Annotated in this window: 27 protein-coding genes and 1 riboswitch; of the genes, 15 read left to right on the top strand and 12 right to left on the bottom strand. The window is 72.3% G+C overall.

Annotation, left to right across the window (positions count from 1 at the left end; translation table 11 throughout):
• The first annotated feature begins 46 nt into the window (after positions 1-46).
• On the top strand, positions 47-856 hold the full coding sequence (locus ACEN8D_RS13620) for an SGNH/GDSL hydrolase family protein (RefSeq protein ID WP_309777164.1): 810 nt from the start codon (positions 47-49) through the stop codon (positions 854-856).
• Positions 857-1,021: 165 nt separating this feature from the next.
• Positions 1,022-1,342 (top strand): hypothetical protein, encoded by a 321-nt coding sequence (locus tag ACEN8D_RS13615; RefSeq protein ID WP_070417782.1) that lies wholly within the window; start codon positions 1,022-1,024, stop codon positions 1,340-1,342.
• Positions 1,343-1,524: 182 nt separating this feature from the next.
• Here ACEN8D_RS13615 and ACEN8D_RS13610 read toward each other — a convergent pair whose 3' ends face one another.
• Both ACEN8D_RS13610 and ACEN8D_RS13605 read right to left on the bottom strand, forming a co-directional pair.
• Positions 1,525-2,457 (bottom strand): aldose 1-epimerase family protein, encoded by a 933-nt coding sequence (locus ACEN8D_RS13610; RefSeq protein WP_413398295.1) that lies wholly within the window; start codon positions 2,455-2,457, stop codon positions 1,525-1,527.
• Positions 2,454-3,332 carry a DeoR/GlpR family DNA-binding transcription regulator gene (locus ACEN8D_RS13605; protein ID WP_309777166.1) on the bottom strand — a complete coding sequence of 293 codons (879 nt, stop codon included), beginning with the start codon at positions 3,330-3,332 and terminating at the stop codon, positions 2,454-2,456. Before ACEN8D_RS13605 ends, ACEN8D_RS13610 begins: the two co-directional genes overlap by 4 nt.
• Before the next feature lie 64 nt (positions 3,333-3,396).
• Between ACEN8D_RS13605 and galT the strand changes: the two genes are divergently transcribed.
• On the top strand, positions 3,397-4,506 hold the full coding sequence (gene galT, locus ACEN8D_RS13600; RefSeq protein ID WP_336697248.1) for a galactose-1-phosphate uridylyltransferase: 1,110 nt from the start codon (positions 3,397-3,399) through the stop codon (positions 4,504-4,506).
• Positions 4,503-5,639 (top strand): galactokinase, encoded by a 1,137-nt coding sequence (galK, locus tag ACEN8D_RS13595; RefSeq protein ID WP_413461494.1) that lies wholly within the window; start codon positions 4,503-4,505, stop codon positions 5,637-5,639. The genes galT and galK overlap by 4 nt, the downstream gene beginning before the upstream one ends.
• 40 nt (positions 5,640-5,679) lie before the next feature.
• Here galK and ACEN8D_RS13590 read toward each other — a convergent pair whose 3' ends face one another.
• The 4 genes from ACEN8D_RS13590 to glyA form a co-directional block, all read right to left on the bottom strand.
• Entirely contained in the window at positions 5,680-6,183 is a 504-nt protein-coding gene (locus tag ACEN8D_RS13590; protein WP_413399149.1) for a hypothetical protein, read from the bottom strand.
• Positions 6,184-6,212: 29 nt separating this feature from the next.
• Positions 6,213-6,566, bottom strand: coding sequence for a hypothetical protein (locus tag ACEN8D_RS13585; RefSeq protein WP_413399150.1), 354 nt, complete (start codon positions 6,564-6,566; stop codon positions 6,213-6,215).
• A gap of 186 nt (positions 6,567-6,752) precedes the next feature.
• Positions 6,753-7,682 carry a tetrahydrofolate dehydrogenase/cyclohydrolase catalytic domain-containing protein gene (locus tag ACEN8D_RS13580; protein WP_413399151.1) on the bottom strand — a complete coding sequence of 310 codons (930 nt, stop codon included), beginning with the start codon at positions 7,680-7,682 and terminating at the stop codon, positions 6,753-6,755.
• Positions 7,679-8,962, bottom strand: a complete 1,284-nt coding sequence (gene glyA / locus ACEN8D_RS13575) for a serine hydroxymethyltransferase (protein ID WP_302847420.1) — start codon at positions 8,960-8,962, stop codon at positions 7,679-7,681. The genes ACEN8D_RS13580 and glyA overlap by 4 nt, the downstream gene beginning before the upstream one ends.
• Before the next feature lie 59 nt (positions 8,963-9,021).
• Positions 9,022-9,107, bottom strand: a riboswitch (ZMP/ZTP riboswitch).
• 37 nt (positions 9,108-9,144) lie between these two features.
• Here glyA and clpS point away from each other — a divergent pair.
• From clpS to nagA, 8 genes are all read left to right on the top strand, one after another.
• Entirely contained in the window at positions 9,145-9,444 is a 300-nt protein-coding gene (gene clpS, locus ACEN8D_RS13570; RefSeq protein WP_083403394.1) for an ATP-dependent Clp protease adapter ClpS, read from the top strand.
• Complete coding sequence (locus tag ACEN8D_RS13565) at positions 9,441-9,917, top strand: DUF2017 family protein (RefSeq protein ID WP_309777172.1); 477 nt, start codon at positions 9,441-9,443, stop codon at positions 9,915-9,917. Before clpS ends, ACEN8D_RS13565 begins: the two co-directional genes overlap by 4 nt.
• The gene (locus ACEN8D_RS13560; RefSeq protein ID WP_309777173.1) at positions 9,914-10,855 is read left to right on the top strand and encodes a GNAT family N-acetyltransferase; all 942 of its coding nucleotides are present in this window, start codon (positions 9,914-9,916) and stop codon (positions 10,853-10,855) included. The genes ACEN8D_RS13565 and ACEN8D_RS13560 overlap by 4 nt, the downstream gene beginning before the upstream one ends.
• Before the next feature lie 51 nt (positions 10,856-10,906).
• Entirely contained in the window at positions 10,907-11,338 is a 432-nt protein-coding gene (locus ACEN8D_RS13555) for a MarR family winged helix-turn-helix transcriptional regulator (RefSeq protein ID WP_309777174.1), read from the top strand.
• A gap of 164 nt (positions 11,339-11,502) precedes the next feature.
• Complete coding sequence (locus ACEN8D_RS13550; protein ID WP_309777176.1) at positions 11,503-12,837, top strand: MFS transporter; 1,335 nt, start codon at positions 11,503-11,505, stop codon at positions 12,835-12,837.
• A gap of 270 nt (positions 12,838-13,107) precedes the next feature.
• On the top strand, positions 13,108-13,986 hold the full coding sequence (purU, locus tag ACEN8D_RS13545; RefSeq protein WP_071302110.1) for a formyltetrahydrofolate deformylase: 879 nt from the start codon (positions 13,108-13,110) through the stop codon (positions 13,984-13,986).
• Between the two features lie 7 nt (positions 13,987-13,993).
• Complete coding sequence (locus ACEN8D_RS13540; protein ID WP_083295174.1) at positions 13,994-14,392, top strand: YrdB family protein; 399 nt, start codon at positions 13,994-13,996, stop codon at positions 14,390-14,392.
• The gene (gene nagA / locus ACEN8D_RS13535; protein ID WP_309777179.1) at positions 14,389-15,561 is read left to right on the top strand and encodes an N-acetylglucosamine-6-phosphate deacetylase; all 1,173 of its coding nucleotides are present in this window, start codon (positions 14,389-14,391) and stop codon (positions 15,559-15,561) included. Before ACEN8D_RS13540 ends, nagA begins: the two co-directional genes overlap by 4 nt.
• A 13-nt stretch (positions 15,562-15,574) precedes the next feature.
• Here the strand turns inward: nagA and ACEN8D_RS13530 are convergent, their stop codons facing one another.
• Positions 15,575-18,031 (bottom strand): GH92 family glycosyl hydrolase, encoded by a 2,457-nt coding sequence (locus ACEN8D_RS13530; protein WP_309777180.1) that lies wholly within the window; start codon positions 18,029-18,031, stop codon positions 15,575-15,577.
• Between the two features lie 109 nt (positions 18,032-18,140).
• Between ACEN8D_RS13530 and ACEN8D_RS13525 the strand changes: the two genes are divergently transcribed.
• Positions 18,141-18,806 (top strand): immunity protein CdiI family protein, encoded by a 666-nt coding sequence (locus tag ACEN8D_RS13525; protein WP_309777182.1) that lies wholly within the window; start codon positions 18,141-18,143, stop codon positions 18,804-18,806.
• A 36-nt stretch (positions 18,807-18,842) separates the two neighbouring features.
• A complete protein-coding gene (locus ACEN8D_RS13520; RefSeq protein ID WP_309777183.1) occupies positions 18,843-20,030 on the top strand; it encodes a MalY/PatB family protein in 1,188 nt (395 codons plus the stop codon).
• 9 nt (positions 20,031-20,039) lie between these two features.
• Here ACEN8D_RS13520 and nagB read toward each other — a convergent pair whose 3' ends face one another.
• Positions 20,040-20,825: a glucosamine-6-phosphate deaminase gene (nagB, locus tag ACEN8D_RS13515; protein ID WP_071302113.1), complete on the bottom strand. Its 786-nt coding sequence runs from the start codon at positions 20,823-20,825 to the stop codon at positions 20,040-20,042.
• Between the two features lie 61 nt (positions 20,826-20,886).
• Here nagB and ACEN8D_RS13510 point away from each other — a divergent pair, with 61 nt between their 5' ends.
• Complete coding sequence (locus ACEN8D_RS13510; RefSeq protein WP_071302114.1) at positions 20,887-21,366, top strand: NUDIX hydrolase; 480 nt, start codon at positions 20,887-20,889, stop codon at positions 21,364-21,366.
• 65 nt (positions 21,367-21,431) lie between these two features.
• On the opposite strand, the gene ACEN8D_RS13505 is transcribed toward ACEN8D_RS13510, so the two are convergent.
• From ACEN8D_RS13505 to ACEN8D_RS13490, 4 genes are all read right to left on the bottom strand, one after another.
• A complete protein-coding gene (locus ACEN8D_RS13505; protein WP_413461456.1) occupies positions 21,432-22,502 on the bottom strand; it encodes an ABC transporter ATP-binding protein in 1,071 nt (356 codons plus the stop codon).
• A complete protein-coding gene (locus ACEN8D_RS13500; RefSeq protein WP_413399949.1) occupies positions 22,499-23,266 on the bottom strand; it encodes an ABC transporter permease in 768 nt (255 codons plus the stop codon). Before ACEN8D_RS13500 ends, ACEN8D_RS13505 begins: the two co-directional genes overlap by 4 nt.
• Before the next feature lie 128 nt (positions 23,267-23,394).
• Positions 23,395-24,351 carry an ABC transporter permease gene (locus ACEN8D_RS13495; RefSeq protein ID WP_495601035.1) on the bottom strand — a complete coding sequence of 319 codons (957 nt, stop codon included), beginning with the start codon at positions 24,349-24,351 and terminating at the stop codon, positions 23,395-23,397.
• A gap of 5 nt (positions 24,352-24,356) precedes the next feature.
• Entirely contained in the window at positions 24,357-25,499 is a 1,143-nt protein-coding gene (locus ACEN8D_RS13490; protein WP_413398697.1) for an ABC transporter substrate-binding protein, read from the bottom strand.
• Positions 25,500-25,519: the final 20 nt, after the last annotated feature.

Below are 25,519 nucleotides of genomic sequence, written 5' to 3'. Positions count from 1 at the left end.
GGGCGGGTGTCCGGGGGCACGGATGCTGAGCACCTACAATCCCGGTGTGGCTCGACGAACCGACGGCGGTGTGCCCGGCGGCTCCCGTCGGTCCACCGCGCAGACCAGGCGCCGACGAGCGGTCCCCGCGATCGCCCTCGGCGCCATGTGCCTCGGCATCGCCGGGCTGCTCGTCATGCTGCCCGCCGTGTCCGACGCATGCCAGCCGGTGCCCGCGACATCCGACTTCTCCGCTGAGCAGGTCGCGGACGCAATCGCCCCGGGCTCCGACGTCCTCATCGTCGGCGACTCGTACACAACGGGTCGCGGTTCCTACGACGACGTGCACGGGTGGGCGCAGGACCTCGTGTCCGAGCGGCAGTGGGACGCGACCATCAACGGCTACCCGGGCACCGGCTACGTGAACCCCGGCCGCGGTCGCTCGTCGCGCACCGTCTACCTGTCCCGGATCGAGCAGCGGGCAGCGCTCACGCCGGACCTCGTCATCGTCCAGGGCAGCCAGAACGACTGGCTCACCGACTCCACCACCCTCGAGAAGACCGTCGAGCGGACGCTCCGGCAGGCCGAGCTGCAGTGGCCGGACGCGGTCGTGGTGGCGATCGGCCCGTCGGCACCCCAGCCGCGCGCCGAGGCCACGACGGGCATCAACGACGCGGTGGCCGCGGGTGCCAACGCCGTGGGCGTCCCGTACATCGACGCGATCGACGGGCAGTGGTTCACCGCGATGAACAGCGGCAGCTACGCCGCGACCGACCAGCAGCACCTCAACGACGCCGGGTACCTGTACCTCGCGGGCAAGATCGACGCCGAGCTCGAGCAGCTCGCGACGCAGCCCGACGGCGAGCAGTGCCTCTGAGCACTCGACCGGGGTACAAGTCGTCCTCAGGAGCCTCAGGGTGGTTCCACTGCACAGTTCAGTCCGCGTTCAGCCGACTGTTGGGCTGCCGCCGATAGTGTCGTTCCCGGATCCGATCGACGGATCCTGCAGCACCGCACCATCGCAGAACGAACGGGGTACACCGTGATCGAGCCCATCGAAGCCACGCAGACCAGCACCACCGGTGACGCGCGCCGCATCGTCGAGCTCGCAGCAGCGACCAACACGACGATGAGCAACGAGCTCCTGCTCGACACGCTCCGCCGGAACGCCCAGGTCACGACCCGCCACATCCGCAAGGACTTCGTCGAGGTCGCGACCGGCACCGCGGTGCTCGGCTACGTCTGCCGGCAGCGCAAGGACTTCATCGCCCTCCGCGGGGACGACCCGGCGTGGGCGCACGAGGTGGGCCGCTACGCGAGCGAGTCCCTCGCGGTCGAGGCGCTGCGCATGCGTCGCGCCTGACCCTCCCGGACGAACGACGAAGGCCGCCTCACCTCGGGGCGGCCTTCGTCGTGCCCGGCGCGGACCAGCGGCGAGTGCCCCACCGCCCGACCGAGCCTCGCCTCCGTGGACAGATTCGCGACGCTGGGCACGCGAAACCGTCCGCACGGCCGAGTCTCGGCTGCGGACCGGCCGCGCCCGGGTCAGGACCAGACGCGGCGGATGCCCCAGCTGCCGGTCCAGGCCTCGTCGGGCTCGAGCCAGCGCAGCCCCTCCCCGGAGTTGAGCGCGTCGGCCGGCGCCGTCATCGGCTCCACCGCCACGGCCAGCCCGGTGCCGTCGCCACGGGGGAACTCGCGGGAGGTGAACACCTGCACGTACGGGAACGACCCGTCCTGCCAGAGTTCGACGCCGTCGCCCTCCGGCCCGTGCATCGTCGTGCGCCGGATCCCCTCGGCGTCGGGCGTGACGTCCGTGTACGCCGTGTCGAGGTCGGCGTCACCGGCGCGGACACCGGAGCGCAGGTCGAACGGGGTGCCGTCGACGGCCACGGTGCCGTTCGGGATCTTCCGCTCGTCCACGGTGAACGCCGTCGCCGCGTCGAGTCGTACGACGAGGTCCTCGGCGGGGGTGTCCCCGGCACGGAGGTACGGGTGCGCGCCGATCGCGAACGGCGCACGCACGCCGGAGCGGTTCACGACCTCGTGCGTCACCCGGATGCCGTCGTCGACGAGCTCGTGGTGCACGCGGGTCTCGAGCGTGAAGGGCCAGCCGTGCTGCGGGTGGATCGTGACTTCCTGCACGATGCCGGACTCGGTCTGGGACACGACGCGGTACGGCGCGAACCGGAGCAGCCCGTGCGAGGCGTTGCCGTACTTCGGCTCGGAGACGTCGAGCTGCTGCTGCTTCCCGTCGAGTTCCCACACGCCGCCGGCGACGCGGTTCGGCCACGGCGCGAGCACGATCCCGTTCGCCCCGGGCGGCTGCGACGTGACGGGGAACGGCTCGGTGAGGTCGAACCCCGCGGCGCGGAGTTCCCGGATGCCGGCCGCCACCTCGGTGACGATCGCCTCGACGACCCCGTCGGGTCCGGCGTGGCGGAGGTGGTACTGCCCTCCGGTGGGAGCTGCGGTCATGAGGTACGGGTCCTTCCCGGTGCGGATGGTGCTGATCGTGCGGATGGTGCTGGTACTGCCGGCTCGTCCGCCACGACCACCTCGACGCCGGCCGCCCGGATCGGGGCGACCTGCTCCGCCGTGGTCTCGGCGGTGACGACGACGTCGATGTCCTCGAGCCCGCGGACGACCCCGATGTGGGCCCGGCCGAACTTCGACCCGTCCGCGACCACGACCGTACGCCGAGCCGCGGCCGCGAGCATCCGCTTCGCCTCGGTCTCGGGCAGGTTCACGTTGGTGAGGCCGTGCGCGACGTCGACCCCGGTGCCACCGAGGAACACGAGGTCCGCGGCGATCATCGGCAGCAGCGTGCCGTTGAACGGCGCCACGAGGGAGTGCTGCAGCGGGCGGAGCGTCCCCCCGGTGACGATGACGGTGAAGCGCGGGACGGCGGCCTCGAGCACGAGCGCGGTCGTCAGCGAGTTCGTGACCACCGTGACGTCGACGAGGTCCTCGCGGGCGACCAGTGCCGTCGCCACGGCGGCGGGCGTGGTGCCGACGTCGAGCACGACGCACTGCCCGGAGCGCACGAGCGCCGCCGCGGCGCGGCCGATGGCGGCCTTGGCCACCTGGTGCTCGACGGCGGTCTCCTCGAAGGGGCGCTCGGTGGAACCGGCCCCGAGGCGGACGGCACCGCCGCGGACCCGCCGGATCCGCGCCTCCTGGTCGAGCAGGGAGAGGTCCTGCCGGACGGTCACCTCGCTGGTGCCGAGGGCCGCTGCCAGGGCGGCCGTACGGACGAGTCCGGGCGCGCCCTCGACGATCGAGACGATGCGGTCCTGCCGCAGCGGCGCGGGGAGCGCGCCGGCCAGGAAGGAGAGGTCGTCGTCCGTCATGCCACCAGTTTCGCGTGCTTACGAACACTTTCGCAATGCTTCGTGGAGCCGCTAGGGTTGTGCGGTGATCACCAAGCGCGTGACGAAGCTCGCGGACGGACGCGACCTCTTCTACTTCGACGACGCCGACTCGACGCTGCCCGCAGAACGCAGCATCGACCAGCGTGTCCTCGACCCGCGGCCGGAGACGGCGCGCATGCGGCAGGACGTCCTCACGGGCGAGTGGGTGTCCATCGCGGCGAGCCGGCAGAACCGCGTGTTCCTGCCGCCGGCCGACCAGGACCCGCTCGCGCCGCAGTCGGCGGAGAACCCCTCCGAGATCCCGAGCCGGTACGACGTCGCGGTGTTCGAGAACCGCTCCCCGTCCTTCGGCCCGATGCTCGCCGGACCCGACGGGGCGGACGACGCCCCGCCGTCGCTCGACTCCCTGACCGAGGTCGGGCTGAACCGGCAGTTCCGGAGCGTCGGGCGGTGCGAGGTCGTCTGCTTCTCGCCCGCGACCGAGGGCTCCTTCGCGTCGATCTCCGAGTCACGCGCCCGCACCGTGGTCGAGGCGTGGGCGGACCGCACGGCGGCGCTGTCCCGCATGCCCGGCATCCAGCAGGTCTTCCCGTTCGAGAACCGGGGCGAGGCCATCGGCGTCACGCTTCACCACCCGCACGGGCAGATCTACGCCTACCCCTACGTCACCCCGCGCACCCAGCGCCTGCTCGAGAGCATCGAGCGGTTCGGGCCGGACCTGTTCGAGCAGCACCTCGCGAACGAGCGCGCCTCCGACCGGGTCGTCCTCGCCGGTGAGCACTTCACCGCCTTCGTGCCCTTCGCCGCACGCTGGCCCATCGAGATCCACATGCTCCCGCACCGGCACGTCCCCGACTTCGCCGGGCTCACCGACGCCGAGAAGGACGAGCTGGCGCACATGCACCTGCGGCTCACCCGCGGGATCGACAAGCTCTACGACGACCCGACGCCGTACATCGCCGCGTGGCACCAGGCGCCGGTGCACACCGGGCGCGACACCGTGCGGCTCATGCTCCAGATCACGTCCCCGCGACGCGCGGCGGACAAGCTCAAGTTCCTGGCCGGCAGCGAAGCCGCCATGGGTGCCTGGATCGGGGATCTCGTCCCCGAGAAGGCGGCCGAGTTCATCCGAGGAGGGATCGAACGCGCATGACGTTCCAGCAGGTCTACGGGTACGAGCCCGCGGTGCGGTACTCCGCGCCCGGCCGGGTCAACCTCATCGGCGAGCACACCGACTACAACGACGGGTACGTGCTACCCTTCGCCATCGACCGTCGCACGACCGCCTCGATCGCCCCGCGAGACGACCGGCAGCTGCGCGTCGCGTCGGCGTTCGACGCGGGCACCGTCGTCGAGCTCTCCCTCGACGAGCTGGCGCCCGAGCGCATGGACGGCTGGTCGGCGTACGTCCTCGGCATCGCGTGGGCACTCCGCGAGCAGGCGGGCGCGGACCTCATGGACAAGACCGGCTTCGACGTCTTCATCGAGTCGGACGTCCCGGTCGGTGCCGGGCTCTCGTCGAGCGCCGCGATCGAGTGCGGCGTCGCACTCGCCTTCAACGACCTGTGGGAGCTCGGGCTCGACCGGAAGACCCTGGCCCGGGTCGGCCAGTACTCCGAGAACCACGCCGTCGGTGCCCCCACCGGGATCATGGACCAGTCCGCCTCGCTGCTGGGGGAGCAGGACGCGGTCGTCTTCCTCGACTGCCGCACGCTCGACACCGCCGTGGTCGACCTGGCGCTCGAGGCGAACGGGCTCGAGGTCCTCGTCGTCGACACCCGCGTCGAGCACGCGCACGCCACCGGCGGCTACAAGGCCCGTCGCGAGTCGTGCGAGCACGGTGCGGCCGTGATGGGCGTCGAGGCGCTCCGCGACCTGTCGGTCGACGACCTGCCGCGCGCGCAGGAACTCCTCGACGACGAGACCTTCCGCCGTGTCCGGCACGTCGTGACCGAGGACCAGCGCGTCCTCGACACCGTCCGCACGCTGCGCGAGCACGGGCCGCGGGCGATCGGGTCCCTGCTGGTCGCGTCGCACGAGTCGATGCGGGACGACTTCGAGATCTCGGTGCCGGAGCTCGACCTCGCGGTCGCGACCGCGATGGAGCACGGTGCGGTGGGCGCGCGGATGACCGGTGGCGGCTTCGGTGGTGCGGCGATCGCGTTGGTCGACCAGGAGGCGCGGCAGACGATCGCAGACGCGGTCACCGCCGCCTTCGCCGCGGCCGGGTACCGCGAGCCGACGGTGTTCACGGTGCACGCCGCGCAGGGCGCCCGGCGCGACTGACGCGCCGGGTCCCGCCGGCCGCCCGGGCCGGGACCGCGGGTCAGCGGGTCGCGTGCCCCGTGGTGACGGTCACGCCGCCCCACGGGAAGCCGTGCGGGTGCAGGACCTCGTGGTCGATCTGGTCCATCACGACATGCCCCTGCCACACGGTGTAGATCAGCACGCCGACCACGACGACCACCGGGACGGCCAGGTACGCCGCGAACCGGACGACGTCGCCGAGTGATCGCTTGCCGAACCGCGCGAGCATCGGCGGCAGGAACACCCCGACGACGACCACGAGGAGCAGGACGGCGATCGCGGCGGGCGCTGTGTGTCCCTCGGCCTGCACGGTCGGCGGCGCGCTCGACAGCGGGTTGCCCGCGTTGTCGATCCAGTGACCGTCGCCGTCCGTCCCGCCGTACTCCGACGAGACGGACCACATCGTGAGCGTCGGGTACGACAGGAGGGCGACGGCCCCGATCAGCACGAGGCCCCGCGCTCGCGGTCGCAGCTTCCGTCCGGCGTGCGCCATCACGGGCGCGGTCTGCACGTTCTCCCCCATGTGCGAGACCGTAGCACCGCGGTCGACGCTCACGGCGCGCCCTCCAGTCGCTGGATCGACCACGAGACGTCACCGATCGTGAACGGGTGCAGGTCGCCGTGCGCGACGGCCCAGTACACCCACTGCCACTGCACGATGAACAGCACCCACACCAGTACGGTCACCCCGACCGTGAGGAGCACCCACCCGATCCACGGCCGGGCCTCGAACTGCACGAAGCCGAGTTCGTGCACGTCCGTGCTGCCGGGCAGTCGCGGCTGAGCGGACCAGTTCTGTCCGAGGACCTGCAGGAACAGGCACAGCAGCGTGATCCAGACGAGCTTGCGGGCGTCCTTCGTGAAGAGCGACTCGCGTGCCCGGGGCTCCGCGGCGGAGGTGGTCATGCCCGAACGGTAGCGCGGTGCCGGCCGCGGCAGAAGCGCCCGTCCGGGGCACGCCCCGGACCCGGCCACCTCGGGCCCGGGCGGACATGGCGGCGCCGACCCGCGCCTCCCGACCAAGCTTCGTGAGCAGAAATGGTCGGGTCCGACGACGGGACCCGACCATTTCTGCTCACGAAGCGACGCGCGCTAGTGCAAGTGGCGCTCGGCGGCCTCGACGACGTTCTTCATCAGCATCGCGCGGGTCATCGGGCCGACACCGCCGGGCGTCGGCGACAGGAAGCCCGCCACCGAGGCGACCGCGGGGTCGACGTCGCCCCGGAGGCGAGCCTCGCCCGTCTCCGGGGAGACCACGCGACTGATGCCGACGTCGATGACCGCCGCACCGGGCTTCACCCAGTCCGGCTGCACGAGCCCCGCGACACCGGCCGCAGCGACGATGATGTCCGCGCGGCGGCACTCTGCGGCGACGTCCTCGGTGAGGGAGTGGGTGAGGGTCGCGGTGGCCTCGAGCCGGGTGAGGAGCAGCCCGAGCGGACGACCGACCGTGAGCCCCTGCCCGATGATCGTGACGTGCTGGCCCCGGATCGGGACGTCGTACGCCTCGAGCATCGCGACGATGCCGCGCGGGGTGCACGGCAGGGGTGCGTCGATCGTGCCGGCACCGCCCGGGACGGCGAGCACGAGCTCACCGAGGTTGGTCGGGTGCAGGCCGTCAGCGTCCTTCGCCGGGTTCATCAGCTCGAGCATCGGGATCGGGTCGATCCCCTGCGGCAGCGGGAGCTGCACGATGAACGCGGTGACCCGGGGGTCGTCGTTCATCTGCAGGATCGCTGCCCGGATGTCGGCGGCCGACGCGGTCTCGGGCAGGTCGATGCGGACCGAGTCGAGCCCGATCTGCGCCGAGTCGCGGTGCTTGCCCGCGACGTAGGAAACCGAGCCCGCGTTCTGGCCGACCATGATCGTGCCGAGCCCGGGGCGGAACCCGTGGTCGTGCAGCCGGTCGATGCGGACCTTCAGGTCGTCGAGCGTGCGGGCGGCGAGGGCGGTGCCGTCGATGCGGACGGCACTGCCCTCACCCGCCCAGCGCTCGCGCGGCAGCGGCGCGGCGCCGCTCACGCGTAGAGCGGGAACGCGTCGGTCAGGGCCTTCACCCGGGCCGAGAGCGCGTCGATGTCGGGGTTCGGCATGAGGGTCAGCGCGATGATGTCCGCGACCTCGGTGAACTCCGCGTCGCCGAAGCCACGCGTGGCCAGCGCCGAGGTGCCGATGCGGACACCCGAGGTGACCATCGGCGGGCGCGGGTCGAACGGCACGGAGTTGCGGTTCACGGTGATGCCGACCTCGTGCAGGAGGTCCTCGGCCTGCTTGCCGTCGACCTCGGACGTACGGAGGTCCACGAGCACGAGGTGCACGTCGGTGCCACCGGTGAGGACGTCGATGCCCGCAGCCTTCGCGTCGTCGGCCGTCAGCCGTGCGGCGAGCGCCTGTGCACCGCGGATCGTGCGCTCCTGGCGCTCCTTGAACTCCGGGGTGGCGGCGAGCAGGAACGCGGTGGCCTTGGCGGCGATCACGTGCATGAGCGGACCGCCCTGCTGGCCCGGGAACACGGCCGAGTTGAGCTTCTTGAAGAGCGACTCGTCGTTCGACAGGATGATGCCGGAGCGGGGGCCGCCGAGGGTCTTGTGCACCGTCGAGGACACCACGTGGGCGTGCGGCACCGGGGACGGGTGCAGGCCGGCGGCGACGAGACCGGCGAAGTGTGCCATGTCCACCCAGAGCTTCGCGCCGACCTCGTCCGCGATCTCGCGGAACTTCGCGAAGTCGAGCTGGCGCGGGTACGCCGACCAACCGGCGATGAGGACCTTCGGCTGGTGCTCGATGGCCTTCGCGCGGATGTCGTCGTAATCGACCTCGAACGTCTCCGGGTCGACGCCGTACGCGACGGCGTTGTAGATGCGGCCGGAGAAGTTGAGCTTCATGCCGTGGGTCAGGTGACCGCCGTGCGCGAGCTCGAGGCCGAGGATGGTGTCGCCGGCGGACGCGATGGCGTGCAGGACGGCCGCGTTCGCGGTCGCACCCGAGTGCGGCTGGACGTTGGCGTACTCGGCGCCGAAGAGGGCCTTCGCGCGGTCGATGGCGAGCTGCTCGGCGACGTCGACGTACTCGCAGCCGCCGTAGTAGCGCTTGCCCGGGTAGCCCTCGGCGTACTTGTTGGTGAGCACGGAGCCCTGCGACTCGAGGACGGCGCGCGGCACGAAGTTCTCCGACGCGATCATCTCGAGGGTGTCGCGCTGGCGGCCGAGCTCCTGCTCGAGGACGCGGGCGATCTCGGGGTCGACCTCGTTCAGCGGGGCGTTGAAGGCGGTGTTGGTGGCTGCGGGGGGCAGATCGGTGATGGACACGGGACTCCTCGTTGTCTGTTCCGTCGCGCACGCGCACGACGAGGTGGACGGGTGGGCGCGGCCCAGGCGTACGGCCGCGCACCGTGTCAGGTGTCGCTCCCCGATGGTGACCCATCCAACGCCAGTCGCGACCCCCCGATCGTACCGAGCGAGCAGGTTCGTGTCACCCTGGGTGCATGACCCTGTTGACGCCCGACGTGGACGAGCGCACCGACGCCCGTACGAGCGTGCGACCGGACACGCCGTGGGTCGCGGTCGTGTGGGACGACCCGGTGAACCTCATGTCCTACGTGACCTACGTCTTCCAGCAGTACTTCGGCTTCCCGCGCGCGAAGGCGGAGCGACTCATGCGCCAGGTGAACGACGAGGGACGCGCGATCGTGGCGACCGGCCCCCGCGAAGCGATGGAGGCCCACGTCGAGGCCATGCACGGGTACGGGCTGCAGGCCTCGGTGGACAGGGCGCCCGCTCCGTGATCCCGTTCGTCCGCCGTGCCGACGGCGTGCACCTCGCCATGTCCTCCGGCGAGCGCGGCGTGCTCACGTCGCTGACCGAGCAGCTGCAGCAGGTGCTCGACGGGGACCTCGCATCGGACCCGGTCGCGGCGCGGATGTTCCCGGACGCCTACCGCGACGACGCCGAGGCGAGCGCGGAGTTCCGGCGGTGGACCGAGTCGGACCTGGTGGCGAGGAAGACCGAGAACGCCCGGGCCGTGCACGCGTGGCTCACCGGGGCACGGGACGGCGCCTTCGAGACCTCGGACGAGCAGGCGTGGCTGCGCTGCCTGACGGACCTGCGGCTGACGATCGCGGACCGGCTGGGGATCGTGGACTCCGCCACGGAGGAGCAGTCGTCCACCGCCGACGCGGGCGTCGGCCTCCGGGACGTCTACGACTGGCTCGGGTACGTGCAGGAGCACCTGGTCGAGACCCTGACCGGTCCGCGGTGAGCGTCGCCTTCCGCCCCGTCGACGGTGACGACCTGGAGGCGCTGCTCGCCTTCTCGACGGACGAACCGGTTGCGTGGATCGGTGCGAACCGGTACCGGGCCGAGTCCGCCACGGGCAACTACCGCCCGGAGTGGTCGTGGCTGGCCCTGCGGGACGGTCGCCCCGTCGGCCGCGCCCTGTGGTGGGGCGGCGCGGACGCCACGGCACCGTCGACACTCGACGACCTGCTCATCGCACCGGGTTCGTCCGACCCCGACGAGCGCCGGGAGATCGCCGCCGGACTCATCGCCGCCGGGGCCGCCGCGTTCGGTTCGCTGCCGGAGTGGATCGTCGACGTCGCGGTGGACTGGCACACGGACGACGACGCCGTCGCGGCCGTGCGGTGGCGGACGGAAGCGGCCCGTGCCGCCGGACTCGGACGGATGACCGAGCGGGTCAGCGTCGCGCTCGAACAGCCGGGCGCTCCCGCGACGGCGTCGGTGCCGACGCCGGCCCTGCGGTTCCGCGGCGGCGGCGACGCCGAGTTCGTGGACCTGTTCGCGCGCGTCGCGGTCGGGAGCCTCGACGCACACACGCTGGCCGCCGTCGCCGAGCTGGGCTCGCGGGGCGCGGCCGCCGACGACCTCGCGTTCTACCGGTCGCTACCCGGATCCCGTGACGGGTGGCGGATCGCCCTCGACGCGGAGGGGCTCGTCGTCGGCTTCGTCATCGCGACCCGGACGGCGTACGACGCGGCCGTCAGCTCCATCGGCGTCCTGCCGCAGCACCGGGGTCGCGGCGTCGTCGACGGACTGCTGGCCGAGGCGGTCCGGGTGCACGCCGCTGCCGGTGCACCGCGGGTGGTCGGGACGACGGACGCGACGAACACCCCGATGCGTCGGGCGTTCGAGCGTGCGGGGTTCGTGGTGACGAAGCGGCGGATCGTCTTCGAGCCGTGAGTTCAGAAGGCAGCCTTGCAAGTTCACCTGTCGAAGTAGTACCGTGACGGTATGGAATCTGACGGCGACGGCTCGGACGTGCTCGCCGGGGCGCTGCTGACGCTGTACGGCAAGATCCGCCGCACGACCCTCGTCGGCAAGGTCGACGACGTCACGGCCTCGCAGTCCGCCGCACTCGGTCGACTCGTCCGCGACGGCGCGACCACGACGGCCGAACTCGCCCGCGCCGAGGGCGTCCGGCCGCAGTCGATGGGGGCGACCGTCCAGGCGCTCGAGGACCTCGGCCTCGTCACCCGCACGCAGGACCCGACCGACGGGCGCCGGACCATCGTCGCCGCGACTGACACCGGCCGCACTGCCCGCGACGAGTCCCACCGCGCCCGGACCCGCCTGCTCGCCGAGCGCCTCGCGACGCTCGACCCCGACGACCGTGCCACGGTCGCCCGCTCCCTCCGCATCCTCGAACCCCTCGTCGAACCGTGACCACCAGGAGGGGCGACCCGCGTCGACCGACGCGAGCCGCGCCTCCTGGCCGTCACGACGCGACCCCCTCGCAAAGGCAGCCGAACACGTCCACCGCAACCGCCTCCACACCCGTCTCCCCGTCGACCGATCCCGGCGGGAGCGGCTTCGGCCCGAAGCTCCTCGTGCCGGTCCTGGTCGGACCGCTGCTCAACCCGATCAACACGACGATGGTGTCGGTCGCCCTCGCGCCGATCTCCCGCGACCTCGGGATCGGTGCCGCGCAGGCGATCTGGCTCGTCGCGGCGCTGTACCTCGCGAGCGCCATCGCGCAGCCGACGATGGGCAAGCTCGCCGACCGGTTCGGTCCGAAGAAGGTGTTCCTGACCGGACTCGTCATCGTCGGGGTCGCCGGGATCGTGCCCGAGTTCCTGACCGGCTTCGGCGGCGCGGTGTTCGCGCGCGTGCTGATCGGCATCGGGACCTCGTCGGCGTACCCGGCCGCGCTGACGACCCTGCGCCAGCACTCCGCCCGCATCGGGAAGCCCACCCCGCCGCTCGTGCTCGGCGCGCTGTCGATCACGTCGCTCGTGTCCGCCGCCGCCGGGCCGCCCCTCGGTGGAGCGCTCATCGCCGCGTTCGGCTGGCACGCGATCTTCCTCGTCAACGTCCCGCTCGCCGCCTTCGGGATCGTCGTCTCCGCGCTGTGGCTGCCGTCGGACAGGCTCCGGCCGCGGACCGACGAGGACCTGCCCGTCCTCACCGCGCTCGACCCGTTCGGGATGCTGCTCATGACCGGCTTCGTGTCGGCGCTGCTCGTGTTCCTGCTCGACCTGTCCGCCGGACTCTGGTGGCTGCTCGGCACGGCGGTCGTGCTGCTCGTCGCGCTCGTGCTCTGGGAGCTCCGCGCCGTGCGGCCGTTCGTCGACGTGCGCATGCTCGCCCGCAACGGGGCCCTCTCCCGCACGTACATGCGGCTGTTCCTCGTGTACATGCTCGCCTACACGATGACCTACGGCTTCTCGCAGTGGGTGCAGGACGTCGCGGGCTACTCGAGCGACGTCGCCGGGTACATCCAGCTGCCCGCGGCAGTCGTCGCCGGGGTCGCGTCGTTCCTCATCGCCCGGAAGACCGCCGTGCGGGGGCCGCTCATCGTCGCGGCCGTGGTGCCGATCGTCGGCGGGCTGCTCCTCCTGCTGCTCCACACCGGGTCGCCGGTGTTCCTGCTCGTCCTCGCGCCGGCGCTGTTCGGCGTGCCGCAGGCCCTGGCGTCCGTGTCGAACCAGGCGGCGCTCTACCGGGTGGTGCCCGCGGAGTACATCGGGACCGCGGCGGGGCTGTCCCGGACGAGCGTGTACATCGGAGCGATCGGGGCGTCCTCGCTGATCGGCGGGGTGTTCGGCCAGGCCCCGACGACGCCGGACCTGCACGTGCTGGCGTGGGTGATCGTGGGGGTCGCGGTGCTGTTGAGCGTCCTGACGATCGCCGACCGGGCGCTGTCGCGGCCGCTCCCCCGCTGACGCCGCGGGCGCGGCGCGCGCCGCGGCGGGCGGCGGGCGCAGCCCGCCCACCCGGCCGGCCGCTGGCCAGACGCGCGCACAACCAAAGTCACGTCGAACCGCGCGATCGTCCGGTTCGACGTGACTTTGGTTGTGCGCCGCCCGCTTGCGCCGCCGCCCGGCGGCGCCGGAGCCGCGCGCGCCGCGCCCGCGCGACCGCTGGCGAGCCGCAGCCCGACCGGCGGGGCCGCGCCGCGCCTCCCGACAGCGCGATCCCGGTACCCTGATGCGGTGACCGACCCGACCGCCCCGAGCGAGCAGACCCCCACGCACTGGACCCTCACGCTGGTCTGCGACGACCAGCCCGGGATCGTGCACGCCGTCTCCGGAGCCGTCGTCGCCGCGAGCGGGAACATCACCGAGTCGCAGCAGTTCTCGAGCGTCGACACGAACACGTTCTTCATGCGCCTCCAGGTCATGGCACCCGTCGACCGCACCACGTTCGAGGCCGCGCTCGCCCCCGTCGCCGAGCGCTACGACGCCCGCGTCCAGCTCGACGTCGTCGGCCGGCCGCTGCGCACCCTCGTCCTCGTGTCGAAGGCCGGACACTGCCTGAACGACCTGCTGTACCGGCAGCGCGGCGGACAGCTCCCGATCGAGGTGCCGCTCGTGCTCTCGAACCACGCGGACCTCTCCGAGCTCGCGTCGTTCTACTCCGTGCCGTTCGAGCACCGGCCGGTGACGGACGCCGCGAGCAAGCAGGAGATGGAGCGCCGGGTGCTGCAGGCGGTCGAGGAGCACGACATCGAGCTCGTCGTCCTCGCCCGGTACATGCAGATCCTCTCGCCGGAGCTGTGCGCCGCACTCGAGGGTCGCGCGGTGAACATCCACCACTCGTTCCTGCCGGGCTTCAAGGGCGCCAACCCCTACCGGCAGGCACACGCCCGCGGGGTCAAGCTCATCGGTGCGACGGCGCACTTCGTGACGAGCGACCTCGACGAGGGCCCGATCATCGAGCAGAACGTCGTCCGCGTGGACCACACGAAGGACCCCGCCGAGCTGGTCTCGATCGGCCAGGACGAGGAGTCCCGCACGCTCACCCAGGCGGTGCGCTGGATCGCCGAGGACCGTGTCCTCCTCGACGGCGCCCGCACCATCATCTTCAAGTAGGCACCGCATGTCAGCACCGCAGTCCCCCGTCGATTGGGGCGACACCCCGGACCCGCACGCCATCCGCCCCCGGAGGCTCGACGGCTGGACGGTGCTCCGCATCCTGGTGTGCGCGTTCGGCCTGGTCTCGCTGGCGTACTGGGGCTACATCGCGTGGCCGTTCCCGATGCCCGGCATCCTGTTCATGATCGGCGCACCGGTGTTCGCCGCGGTGGTCTGGTACCTGTTCCGGTCGCAGGCGTCGCCGATCGAGACGGACATCGTCGGCAAGACCATCGTCGAGGTCGCCCTCGTGATCGCGGCCGGCGGGTGCTGGATCTCGATCGGGCACCCGGTGGTGGGGCTGGTCTTCATCCTCGTGGCGGCCCTCTCCGGCGTGGTGCAGTTCCGGAAGGAGACCCGGTGAACGGCGGCGGCTCCGGCGGCCAGGAGGCGCGGCGCACCCTGATCCGCTCGGCCCACGTGGTCGACGCGGCCGGCTCCACGGCGGACGGCTGGGTCCTCGTCGTCGGTGACACGATCCACGCGGTCGGCTCCGGCCCCGAGGCACCGGCGGCGACCTCGGTGCACGAGGTCGTGGACCTCGGCGACGCCGTCCTGACGCCCGGCTTCATCGACCTGCACGGCCACGGCGGCGGCGGCACCGCGTACGAGGACGACTCGATCGCGGCCGCCCTCGAGGTCCACCGGTCGCACGGCACGACCCGCTCGGTCCTGTCCCTCGTCGCGAACCCGGTCCCCGCGCTGACCGCCTCGCTCGACCGCATCCGCACGGTGATGGCCGACGACCCGCTCGTGCTCGGCGTCCACCTCGAGGGTCCCTTCCTCTCCCCGCACAACAAGGGCGCCCACAACGAGTCGTTCCTGATCGACCCGGCGCCCGGTCCGGTCGCGGAACTGCTCGAGGCCGGCGAGGGCGTCGTCCGCCAGGTCACCATCGCGCCGGAGCTCGCCGGCGCCCTCGACGCGACCGAACGGTTCGTCGCCGCGGGCGTCACCGTCGCCGTGGGCCACACCGTCGGCACGTACGACCAGGCCCGGGCAGCGTTCGACGCCGGCGCGACCATGCTCACGCACGCGTTCAACGCCATGCCGGGCATCCACCACCGGGCTCCCGGGCCGATCGCGGCGGCCGTGGCCGACGACCGTGTGACGCTCGAGCTCATCCTCGACGGCGTGCACGTGCACCCGTCCGTGGCGTCGATGCTGCTGCGGGCGGCGCCGGGTCGTGTCGCCCTCATCACCGACGCCATGGGCGCTGCCGGTGCGGCCGACGGCTCCTACACGCTCGGGTCCCTCGCCGTGACCGTGACGGACGGGATCGCGCACGTGGCGGGGACGGACACCATCGCGGGGTCGACGCTGACGCAGGACGTGGCGCTGCGGAACGCCGTGACCCTCGCGGGACAGGCGCTGCCGGACGCCGTGGCGGCGCTGACCAGCGTGCCGGCGGCGGCGCTGGGGCTCGGCGACCGGCTGGGTCGGCTCGCGCCGGGGTACGCCGCCGACCTCGTGGCGTTGTCGCCGTCGTTCGAGGTCCAGCGGGTGTGGGGCGCGGGGCGCGAGCTGCGCTGACGCGCCGCGGCGCCTACCGGTCGACCGGCCGCCCCCGCACCCCGCTCGCCCACGACGTGTCCGCCGTGTCCCCGACCCGCAGCGACAGCGTCCCACCGCGGGTCACGAACGACGCCGGCACCCACGACTTCTCGAGCGTCCGGCCGTCCAGACGTGCACCGTGGACGTACGGCTCCGTGCCGGAGGACCGGACGACGATCCGCTCCCCGCTCGACCGCCGGATGTCGACCGTGCTGAACGTCGGGCTCCCGATGAGCATCTCCGCCCGCCCCGGCGTCTGCGGGAACAACCCGATCGACGCGAAGACGTACCAGGCGCTCATCGTGCCGAGGTCGTCGTTGCCCGGCAAGCCGCTCGGCCCGGTCGTGTAGGCGTCGTCGACGACCCGACGCACGGTCTCCTGCGTCTTCCACGGCTTGCCGAGCGCGTTGTACATCCACGGCGTGTGGATGTCGGGCTCGTTGGTCGGGTCGAACTTGGTGGGATCACCACCGGTCACCGCGAACGCGCCGGAGCTGTCGTGGAAGAAGGCGTCCAGGCGAGCCGCAGCGGCGTCGTCACCGCCCAGCGCGGTCGACAGCCCGTGCACGTCCTGCGGCACGAGCCACGTGTACTGCGCACTCGTCCCCTGCGCGAACCCGGTGCCGGTCGAGGGCGACCAGTCCGGTGTCCACGATCCGTCGGCCTGGCGAGCGGCCTGGTAGCCGACGGCCGGGTTGAACGTGTTCTTCCAGTAGGTCCCGCGCTCCGCGAACATCCGGGCGTCCGAGCGCAGCCCCAGCGACGAGGCCCAGTACCCGAGCGCACTGTCGGAGATCGAGTCCTCGAGGGTCTCCGCAGCGCCACCCCAGCACGAGCAGTCGTCGTTCGCCGCGTAGTGCCGCTGCAGGTACTCGTCGAGGGCCGGCCGCTGCGCCAGGCACTGACCAGGGCACCCGATGTCACTCTCGGCGTCGGCGTTCTCGACGGTGGCCTGGTGCCGTAGCGAGGCGTAGGCGGCTCGCACGTCGAAGTTCCGGACACCCATGGCGTACCAGGTGGCGAGGGTCGCGGCCGAGGGGTCGCCCGTCATCACGTGCGTCGGCGCCCCGAGGTGGAGCCAGCGGTCCCACACGCCACCGTTCTGCTCGGCGAACCGCAGCATCGACTGCGCCATGTCCCCGGCGACGTCCGGTCGCAGCAGGGCGAGCAGCTGGATCTGCGCCCGGTACTGGTCCCACCCGGAGTACGTGCCGTAGACGGCCCGGTGTCCCCGGTCCATCCGGTGCACCCGCTGGTCCGGCCCCAGGTAGCGGCCGTCGCGGTCGTTCAGCGTGTTCGGCTGCATGAGCGCGTGGTACACGGACGTGTAGAGCTGGGTGGTCCGGTCCGCCGTGCCGCCACCGACGCGCAGGCGCGACAGTTCGCGGTTCCAGGAGGCGCGGGTGCCGGCCGCCACGCTGGCGACGGTCGAGCGCGGGGTCACCTCTCCGTCGCGGTTCGCGACGGCTCCTGCCGCGCTCACGTACGAGATGCCGATCTTCGCGTGCACCGTCGCACCGCGACGCGCGTCGAAGCCGACCCACGCGCCGGAGCCGCGTCCGGCACGGTCGGCGCCGGTCAGGTAGCCCTCCCCGCCGGAGGAGGACGTGCCTCCTGGTCGGACCGCGCCGTCCTGCCAGGTGCCGGTGCTCGTGAACGCCCGGTCGAAGGTCGCCGTGAAGAACAGGCGGTAGTAGCTGCGGCGGTCGGGGTTCGTGGCCCCGCCCCCGTTCGCTCGGCGGCTGCAGAAGCCGCCGGTCAGGACGCTGCCGCTGACCGTGCGGGTCCGTGCGTCGACGCGGGTGGTCGCCGCCTCGCTGCCGTTGATCGAGTTCGACGTGCGGAAGAGCAGGTTCGCGTCCTTGCCTGCCGGGAACGCGAACTCGCCGACGCCGGCTCGCGTGGTGACGGCGAGGTCGGTTCGGACGCCGTTGTCGAGGCGGACCGTGTAGCGGCCGGGGCTCGCGGACTCGTCGTCGTGCGAGTACCCGGCGGCGTAGACCGCGTCGGTGGAGTCGGACGACGGCGAGGTCGTGACCGGTGTGGTGACGGGCATGATCGGCACGTCACCGGCGGCCCCCGGCGCGCAGCCGGCACCGTTCAGGTGCGTCAGGCTGAACCCCCGCAGTCGGTCGACGTCGTACGAGTAGCCGTTCGCGACCGGGGTCGAGGTCTGGTCGCCCGCGGTGCCGGTGGGGCTCCACTGCATCATGCCGAACGGGGCGGTGGCGCCGGGCCACGTGTTGCCGTCACCGCTCGTACCGATGAACGGGTCGACGTACCGGGCGGGGTCGGAGACGGTCCGGGCCGCCTGTCCTGCCTGCCCGGACGGCGAGGCGACCGCCGGTGCGGCGACCAGCCCCGTCCCGAGCAGCGCGGCGATCGTGGCCACCGCGGCGAGCGGCAGCGGGCGGAGGAGCGGGCGACGGTGCACGCGGGAACGGTTCACGCCCGCGACGCTAGACCCCTCGGACGGGGGACGCGCGATCGGTCACCGAGCGCTCTCCTGCTGTTCACGTCGATCGGCCGGCAGGCCCGCGCCTGCTTGGATGGACGCCATGCAGCACGGGGACGAGCACGCGCCGGGCGGTCGACGACACCCAGCGCGGGCGATCGTCCTCGTGATGGCCGAGTACGGCGTCGGGGACTCGCCGCTCTGGTACCGCGGATCCTCCCAGGACGTCGGCCTGGTCGATCCGGACGCGGACGGCCTCGGCCTCAGCGCTGCCCTGCGGCACGACCTCGAGGCGTGGAACGACGTGTTCGACGCGCTGAGCGGGACGTCGTTCGAGTGGCCCTCGGCCGCCGTCCGTGACGCCCACCGGGTCGACGCGTTCACGCTCGCGAGCAGGGTGCAGCTCGAAGTCGGTGACGACGTCCACGTCTGGTGCGGTGCCGGCGGCGGAATCGACACCTTCCCGGTCGCGCACCCCGTCGTGGTGGCGCCCGCCGACCGCGTCGGCACCGAGGTCGAGTCCTGGAACGGCCGCCGCCGCGCCGAGATCATGTCCGCGCGCGCCGCCGGGCTCCGCGAGGGCACCGAACGCGCGATCGTCGGGTGGCGCGCGCTGACCGAGCGGGCCGGGGGTCCGTTCGGTGACGCGGGGACCCGAGCACTGGGACTCCGCACAGCAGCACGCATGCAGGCCGATGTCGGCGTCCGGGCGCAGGTGGTGTCCTTCGCGGGCGCGAGCGGACCGTACACCCTCGCCGACGTCGACTGAGGTCCAGATCACACCCTCCGCTGCGAGGATGGGCCCATGAGCGTCATGGTCTCCCTCTTCGATGCGCACCGCACCCGCACCAGCGAGAAGTACACGGCCTACCCGCCGGACGTGCTGCCGATGTTCGTCGCGGAGATGGACAGCATGCTCGCCGAACCCGTGCGGGACGCCCTCGTGGCCGCGGTCACGAACGGCGACACCGGGTACGTCGGGCACGGCCGGGCGCTTCCCGAGGCGTTCGCCGACTTCGCCGAGGCCCGCTGGTCGTGGCGCCTCGACCCGGACCTCGTGCGGACCACCACGGACGTCTCGGTGGCTGCGGTGGAGACGCTCCGCCGGGTCATCGAGCCCGGGGACCAGGTCGTCATCATGCCGCCCGTGTACCCGCCGTTCTGGGAGTACGTCGCCGAGGCCGGCGGCTCCGTGACCGAGGTCCCGCTGCTCGCACCCGAGGGCACCGCGGACCCGTTCGACACCACGGCCGGGTGGCGGATGGACCTCGACGGGATCGGCCGGGCGTTCGCGGACGGAGCCCGGACGGTGCTGCTCTGCAACCCGCACAACCCCCTCGGACTCGTCCACACCCGGGAAGACCTCGCCGCCCTCGCCCGACTCGCCGCCGAGTGGGACGCCGTGGTCGTCTCGGACGAGATCCACGCGCCGCTCGTGCACGCGGACGCGACGTTCACGCCCTTCCTCGACTCGTGCCCCGAGGCAGCGGAGCTCGGGGTCACCCTGACGAGCGCGAGCAAGGCGTGGAACCTCGCGGGGACGAAGTGCGCCCTGATGGTCGGCGCCTCCGACCGCGCCCGCGCCTGGTTCGACGGCATGCCCGGCGAGGTCGTGGAGCGCACCGGGATCCTCGGGTACACCGCGAGCGTGGCGGCGTTCAGCGAGGGCGGACCCTGGCTCGCGTCGCTGCTGACCGAACTCGCCGCGAACCGCCGCACCCTGGCCGAGCGACTCGGCGACGTGCTGCCCGGCACCGGGTACCGGCAGCCGCAGGCGTCCTACCTGGCGTGGCTCGACCTGCGAGCGCTGCCGTGGGGTGACGACCCCGCAGCCCTCCTCGTCGACGAGGCGAAGGTCGCGCTCGGCAGCGGACCGGACTTCGGACGCCAGGGGGTCGGGTTCGCGCGACTCAACTTCGGGTGCTCGGCGGAGACCCTCGACGACGGACTCAGCCGCCTGCACACCGCGTTCGAACGACGTGCAGGAGGCTGATCCGCGGTCCTACTCGAACAGCTGCCAGGCCGGCTTGTTCGCGTACGTGTACGTGTAGTAGTCGGCGAGCTTGAGGCCCGCCGCGGCTTCCTCGTCGACGACGACGGTGGCGTGCTCGTGCAGCTGCAGCGCGGACCCGGGGACGAACGACGACAGCGGCCCCTCGACCGCGGCGGCCACGGCGTCGGCCTTCGACGAGCCCTGGGCGACGAGGACGAGCTCACGGGCCTCGAGGATGGTGCCGAGCCCCTGCGTCATGCAGTGCGTCGGGACCTGGTCGAGGCTGTCGAAGAAGCGGGCGTTGGCCTCGCGCGTGGACGGGGCGAGGGTCTTGATGCGCGTGCGGGACGCGAACGACGACGTCGGCTCGTTGAACCCGATGTGCCCGTTCGCGCCGATCCCGAGGATCTGCACGTCGACCCCGCCGGCGGCACGGATCGCGGCGTCGTACTCCTTCGCCGCGAACTCGAGGTCGGACGCGCGGCCGTCCGGGACCCGCACGCGGGAGGGCTCGAACCCGAGCGGCTCGATGACGTCGCGCTGGATCACCGAGGCGTACGACTCGGGGTGCTCGAGCGGGATGCCGACGTACTCGTCGAGGGCGAACGCGCGGGCCTCGGCGAACGAGATCTCCCCCGCGTCGACACGACGCTGCAGGTCGGCGTAGATGCCCTGCGGGCTGGACCCGGTGGCGACGCCGATGACGGCGGACGGCTTCTTCGCGACGACGGAGGCGATCTTGGCCGCGGCGACGCGACCGACCTCAGCCGGCGTGGGCAGGATGATGATCTCCACGGGGACAGCCTACTGGTCATGACCAGTCCGCGACAGGGCCCCGTGTCGGTAGCGTGGCGGCATGCCCACGCCTGACTTCGTCCTGTCCCTCCGCTCGAAGATCGGGAACGAGCCGCTCTGGCTCACCGGGGTCACCGCCGTCGTGACGCGCGGCGAGGGTCCTGATCGTGAGCTCCTCGTCGTGCGCCGGGCCGACAACCACGCCTTCACGCCGGTCACCGGCATCGTCGACCCCGGCGAGGAACCCGCGGTCGCCGCCGAACGCGAGGTCCTTGAGGAAGCCGACGTCGTCGCCGTCGCCGAGCGCCTCGCGTGGGTGCAGGTGCTGCCGGAGATGACGTACCCGAACGGCGACCGGGCGCAGTACCTCGACCTGGTGTTCGCCTGCCGGTACGTCTCCGGGGAGCCCTTCCCCGCCGACGGTGAGAACACCGAGGCCTTCTGGGCGCGGCTCGACGCGCTGCCGGAGATGCCCGCGACCATGCGGGCGCGCATCGAGGCGGCCCTGTCCGACGACCCGGCCGCGCGCTTCCAGCGCTGACCCGCGGGACGGGACGGGAGGCGCGGTGCGGGCCCGCACCGCGCCTCCCGTCCGGCAGTTCGCGATTACGCGAGCGGGGCGACCGCCACGGGCGCACCGAGCAGGCGCACGGCGACGGCCTCGCCGGCCGCACGACGGTCGCCGACCTCGTGCTGCACCGTCACGACGGTGTCGTCGTCGAGCCGCACCGTCGTGCGCCGGATCGACCCGAGGAAGCTCGAGGCCACGACCGTGCCGGTGACGCCCTCCGAGGCGAAGGCGACGTCCTCCGGGCGGACGTAGGCGAGCACCGGGCCGTCCGGCGCCGAGGCGTCGAGCGCCGGGACGCTGAACCCGTAGACGAACACGTCACCCCCGCGCAGGTCCCCGCGGAGCCGGTTCGACTGCCCGACGAAGTCCGCCGTGAACGCCGAGGACGGGGACCGGTAGAGCTCCTCGGGCGTGCCGATCTGCTCGATGTCGCCGGCGTTCATCACCGCGATGCGGTCCGAGACGGCGAGTGCCTCCTCCTGGTCGTGGGTGACGAACACGGTCGTGATGCCGAGGTCGCTCTGGATGCGGCGGATCTCGTCGCGGAGGGACACGCGCACCTTGGCGTCGAGCGCGGACAGCGGCTCGTCGAGCAGGAGCACACGGGGCCGGGTGACCAGGGCCCGGGCGAGGGCGACGCGCTGCTGCTGGCCGCCGGAGAGCTGGTGCGGGTAGCGGTCGGCGAACTCGGCGAGGTGCACCATGTCGAGCGCGTCGATGACCTGCTCGCGGCGCGCGGCGGCGGGGACCCGGCGCATCTCCAGGCCGAACGCGACGTTCTGCCGCACGGTCATGTGCGGGAACAGCGAGTACTGCTGGAACACCATGCCGATGTCCCGCTTGTCCACCGGGGTGCCCGCGACGTCGACGCCGTCGATGCGGATGGAGCCGGCGTCGATGGCCTCGAGGCCGGCGAGCGCCCGGAGCGCGGTCGTCTTGCCGCAGCCCGAGGGCCCGAGCAGCGACACGAACTCCCCGGGTTCGATGCGGAGCGACAGGCCGGCGAGGGCACGGTGCGCGCCGTAGTGCTTCTCGACGCCGTGCAGCTCGACGGTCGCGCCGTCGGTGGCGAGCGATGCCGGGGCGGCGGGGGCGGTGACGGTCATGCGGACTCCTTCGGGGCACGGCGACGGCGGGAGCCGACCCGGCCGATGACGACGAGCAGCACGAATCCGAAGACGAGTGCGCCCAGCGAGAAGATCGCGGCGACGTAGGGGTCGGTCGACTGCACGAGCAGGAGCGCCGTCTGGAACGTCGTGCGGGAGAGGAACGAGGCGAGGGTGTACTCGCCGAGGACGACCGTGATGGTCAGGAAGCAGGCGGCGGTGATGCCGCGGCGGAGGTTCGGCAGGAGCACCCGCCACGTGACGGTCCACCACGACGCGCCGAGCGACCGGGCGGCCTCGGAGAGCACGGCCATGTCCATCGCGGTGATGGCCGCGGCGATCGGTCGGAACGCGAAGGGCAGCGAGACGATGCCGATCGCGAACGACAGGGTCCACGCGCCCGAGCCGAAGACCTGGGCGACGACCTGGTACACGGGGATGAACCCGACGACGAGGACGACCACGGGGACGGTGATCGGCACGATGCACACGAACTCGAGGACCCGACGGAGCCGCGGGTACCGCAGGGCCGTGATGATCTGGGCCGGCAGCAGGACGAGCAGCACGATCCCCACGGTGATGAGCGCGATGAGCAGGGATGCCCCGAGGCCGTCGAACACCGGCTGGTAGGTCGCGGCGTTCACCGGGTCGACGAGTGCGCCGTAGTGCGCGAGCGTCAGGCTGCCGTCCGTCCCCTGGCGGAAGGTGAACTGCGCGAGGGCGACGAGCGGGACGGCGAACACGAGGCCGACCACGACGAGCACGATCGCGGCGGTGACCCGTGACGGGGCCGCGCCGAAGCCGCCGGGGCGAGTCGCGCCTCCTGGCCGACGACGAGACGACGAGCGCGACGGGCGCGACCCAAGCGACGGACGCACTGGGGCAGCCGCGCTCATCGCTGCCACCTCGACGCCCGGCGCTGCAGCAGCGAGTACGCGCCCATCACGACCGCCATCACGACGACCATGCCGAAGGCGAGCACACCGGCGACGTTCTGCAGTCCGATGATCGTCTCGCTCGTGAGCTGCGTGCGGATGGTGAGCGGCACGATCCCGCCCTGGGAGATCAGGGCCGCCGCGGTGGCGAACGACGAGAACCCGTTCGCGAAGAGGAGCAGCAGCGATCCCCAGAACGCCGGCGCGAGCACGGGCAGGCCGATGCGGCGCCAGTACGTCGCGCGGGAGGCGCCGAGGGTGGCGGCGGCTTCACCCCACTGGGTCTTGACGCCTTCGAGGGCGGGCATGAACGTGAGGACCATCAGCGGCACCTGGAAGTAGACGTAGGGGATGACGAGCCCGGGGACCGTGTAGAGGAAGGTGCCCTCGGCGTTGAGGTCGATGTGGAAGACGGACACCAACCACGTCGTGACGAGGCCCTGCGCGCCGATCGTGGCGATGAACGCGAACGCGAGCATGACGCCGCCGAACTGGGCGAGGACGCTCGCAGCGGAGTCGATCACGGACCGGACGAGCCCGTCGGGCCGGAGCGCGGCGAGCGCCCAGCACACGATCGCCCCGACGACGGCACCGATCACGGCGGACACGGCCGACAGGGCGAACGAGCCGCCGAAGGCACGGATGACCGACGGGTCGGCGAACGCGGCGAGGTTGGCGAACGTGAACGCGCCGTCGCTCGTGAAGAAGCCGCTGCCGATCGCGACCACCGCGGGGACGGCCAGGAACAGCAGGACGTAGGCGGCGAACGGGGTGAGGCCGAGCCACGCGATGCCGCCGCGGCGCCGGACACGGGGTCCGGCGACGCGGCGGGCGGTGGCATCGGCCGGCTGCTCGCTCGTGACGAGCGTCGCCCCGGCGACCGGTGCCGATGCGGTGGTCGATGCGGTGGTCATGCTGCTCAGGAGCCCATCGTCGAGGCCCACTTCGCCGACAGCACCTTCGCCGCGGCGGTGACCTGCTCGTCGGTCAGCTCGACGTAGTCCTTCGGCGCGCCACCGGCGGCGTCGAGGGCGTCCTGGTCGACCTTGCCCGACTTCTCGAGCGCGGCGAGGGTGGACGGGAAGGCACCGGCCTGGAGGTACAGGTTCTGCACGTCCGGGCTGGCGATGTACTCCTGCCAGAGGCGCGCGGCCGCGGGGTGCGGGGCGTCCTTGTTGATCGCCTGCGAGTAGTACGAGCCGAGGGCCTGGCCCTCGGGGACGACGGTCTTCCAGTTCTTGTTCCCGCTCGCGCCGGCCGCCGGACCCCACGCGAGGTTGTTGTAGGACCACTGGATCACGACGGGCGTCTCGCCCGAGGCGACGGTCGCCTGCGACGGCAGCACGTTCTGGAAGTTGCCCGCCTGCTTCAGCTTGCCGAAGTAGTCGACGCCCTTCGTGATGTCGTCGGCGGAGCCGCCGTTCTCGAGCGCCGCGAGGTACACCGCCGACGCGGCCTGGTTCGCCTGCGTCGGGTCGCCCGCGATCGAGACCTTGCCCTTGTACTCGGAGCCGAGCAGGTCGTCCAGGTCCTTCGGGGCGTCCGTGATCTTCGACGAGTCGTAGCCGATCGACATCAGGCCCGTGTAGTCGCGGGTCCAGGCGCCGTCCTCGTCCTTGAGGTCCGAGGGGATGTCGCTCCAGTTCGCGACCTTGTAGTCCGTCAGCAGGTCGAGGTTCTGCTGCAGCACGGCGTTGCCGAGGTCGAGCACGTCCGGTGCCGTCGACTGGCCCTTCTGCGACTTCACTGCGGCGATCTCGTCGGCGCTCGAGCCGTTCGGGTTCGCGGAGGTGATCTTGATGCCGTACTTCTTGGTGAAGCCGTCGATGATCTTGCCGTAGTTGGCCCACGACGGCGGCAGCGCGATGACGTTGAGCTGCCCCTCCGCCTTGGCGGCCTTCACGAGGGCGTCCATGCCACCGGCGGACTCGGCGCTCGTGGCGGTCTTCCAGTCGGTGTCGTCCTTGGTCGTGCTGGCGGAGCTCGTGGCCGAGCAGCCGGCGAGGGTGACGATGGCGGCGGCGGCCAGGGCGATGCCGGCGAGGGTGCGCTTGTGCTGCACGGGGTGTGCCTTTCGGGTGC

Source organism: Curtobacterium sp. Curtsp22, from assembly GCF_059492135.1.
Note: the sequence above shows the minus strand (reverse complement) of the source record. Positions and strands in the feature narration are given on the sequence as shown.

Bases quoted from the DNA above. Each gene is read 5' to 3' on its own strand.
- ACEN8D_RS13590 (WP_413399149.1), bottom strand. From the start codon at position 6,183: ATGGGGGAGAACGTGCAGACCGCGCCCGTGATGGCGCACGCCGGACGG.
- ACEN8D_RS13555 (WP_309777174.1), top strand. From the start codon at position 10,907: ATGGAATCTGACGGCGACGGCTCGGACGTGCTCGCCGGGGCGCTGCTG.
- galK (WP_413461494.1), top strand. From the start codon at position 4,503: ATGACGTTCCAGCAGGTCTACGGGTACGAGCCCGCGGTGCGGTACTCC.
- clpS (WP_083403394.1), top strand. From the start codon at position 9,145: ATGACCCTGTTGACGCCCGACGTGGACGAGCGCACCGACGCCCGTACG.
- ACEN8D_RS13510 (WP_071302114.1), top strand. From the start codon at position 20,887: ATGCCCACGCCTGACTTCGTCCTGTCCCTCCGCTCGAAGATCGGGAAC.
- ACEN8D_RS13605 (WP_309777166.1), bottom strand. From the start codon at position 3,332: ATGACGGACGACGACCTCTCCTTCCTGGCCGGCGCGCTCCCCGCGCCG.
- ACEN8D_RS13525 (WP_309777182.1), top strand. From the start codon at position 18,141: ATGCAGCACGGGGACGAGCACGCGCCGGGCGGTCGACGACACCCAGCG.
- ACEN8D_RS13495 (WP_495601035.1), bottom strand. From the start codon at position 24,351: ATGACCACCGCATCGACCACCGCATCGGCACCGGTCGCCGGGGCGACG.
- ACEN8D_RS13585 (WP_413399150.1), bottom strand. From the start codon at position 6,566: ATGACCACCTCCGCCGCGGAGCCCCGGGCACGCGAGTCGCTCTTCACG.
- ACEN8D_RS13610 (WP_413398295.1), bottom strand. From the start codon at position 2,457: ATGACCGCAGCTCCCACCGGAGGGCAGTACCACCTCCGCCACGCCGGA.
- ACEN8D_RS13520 (WP_309777183.1), top strand. From the start codon at position 18,843: ATGAGCGTCATGGTCTCCCTCTTCGATGCGCACCGCACCCGCACCAGC.
- ACEN8D_RS13540 (WP_083295174.1), top strand. From the start codon at position 13,994: ATGTCAGCACCGCAGTCCCCCGTCGATTGGGGCGACACCCCGGACCCG.
- ACEN8D_RS13505 (WP_413461456.1), bottom strand. From the start codon at position 22,502: ATGACCGTCACCGCCCCCGCCGCCCCGGCATCGCTCGCCACCGACGGC.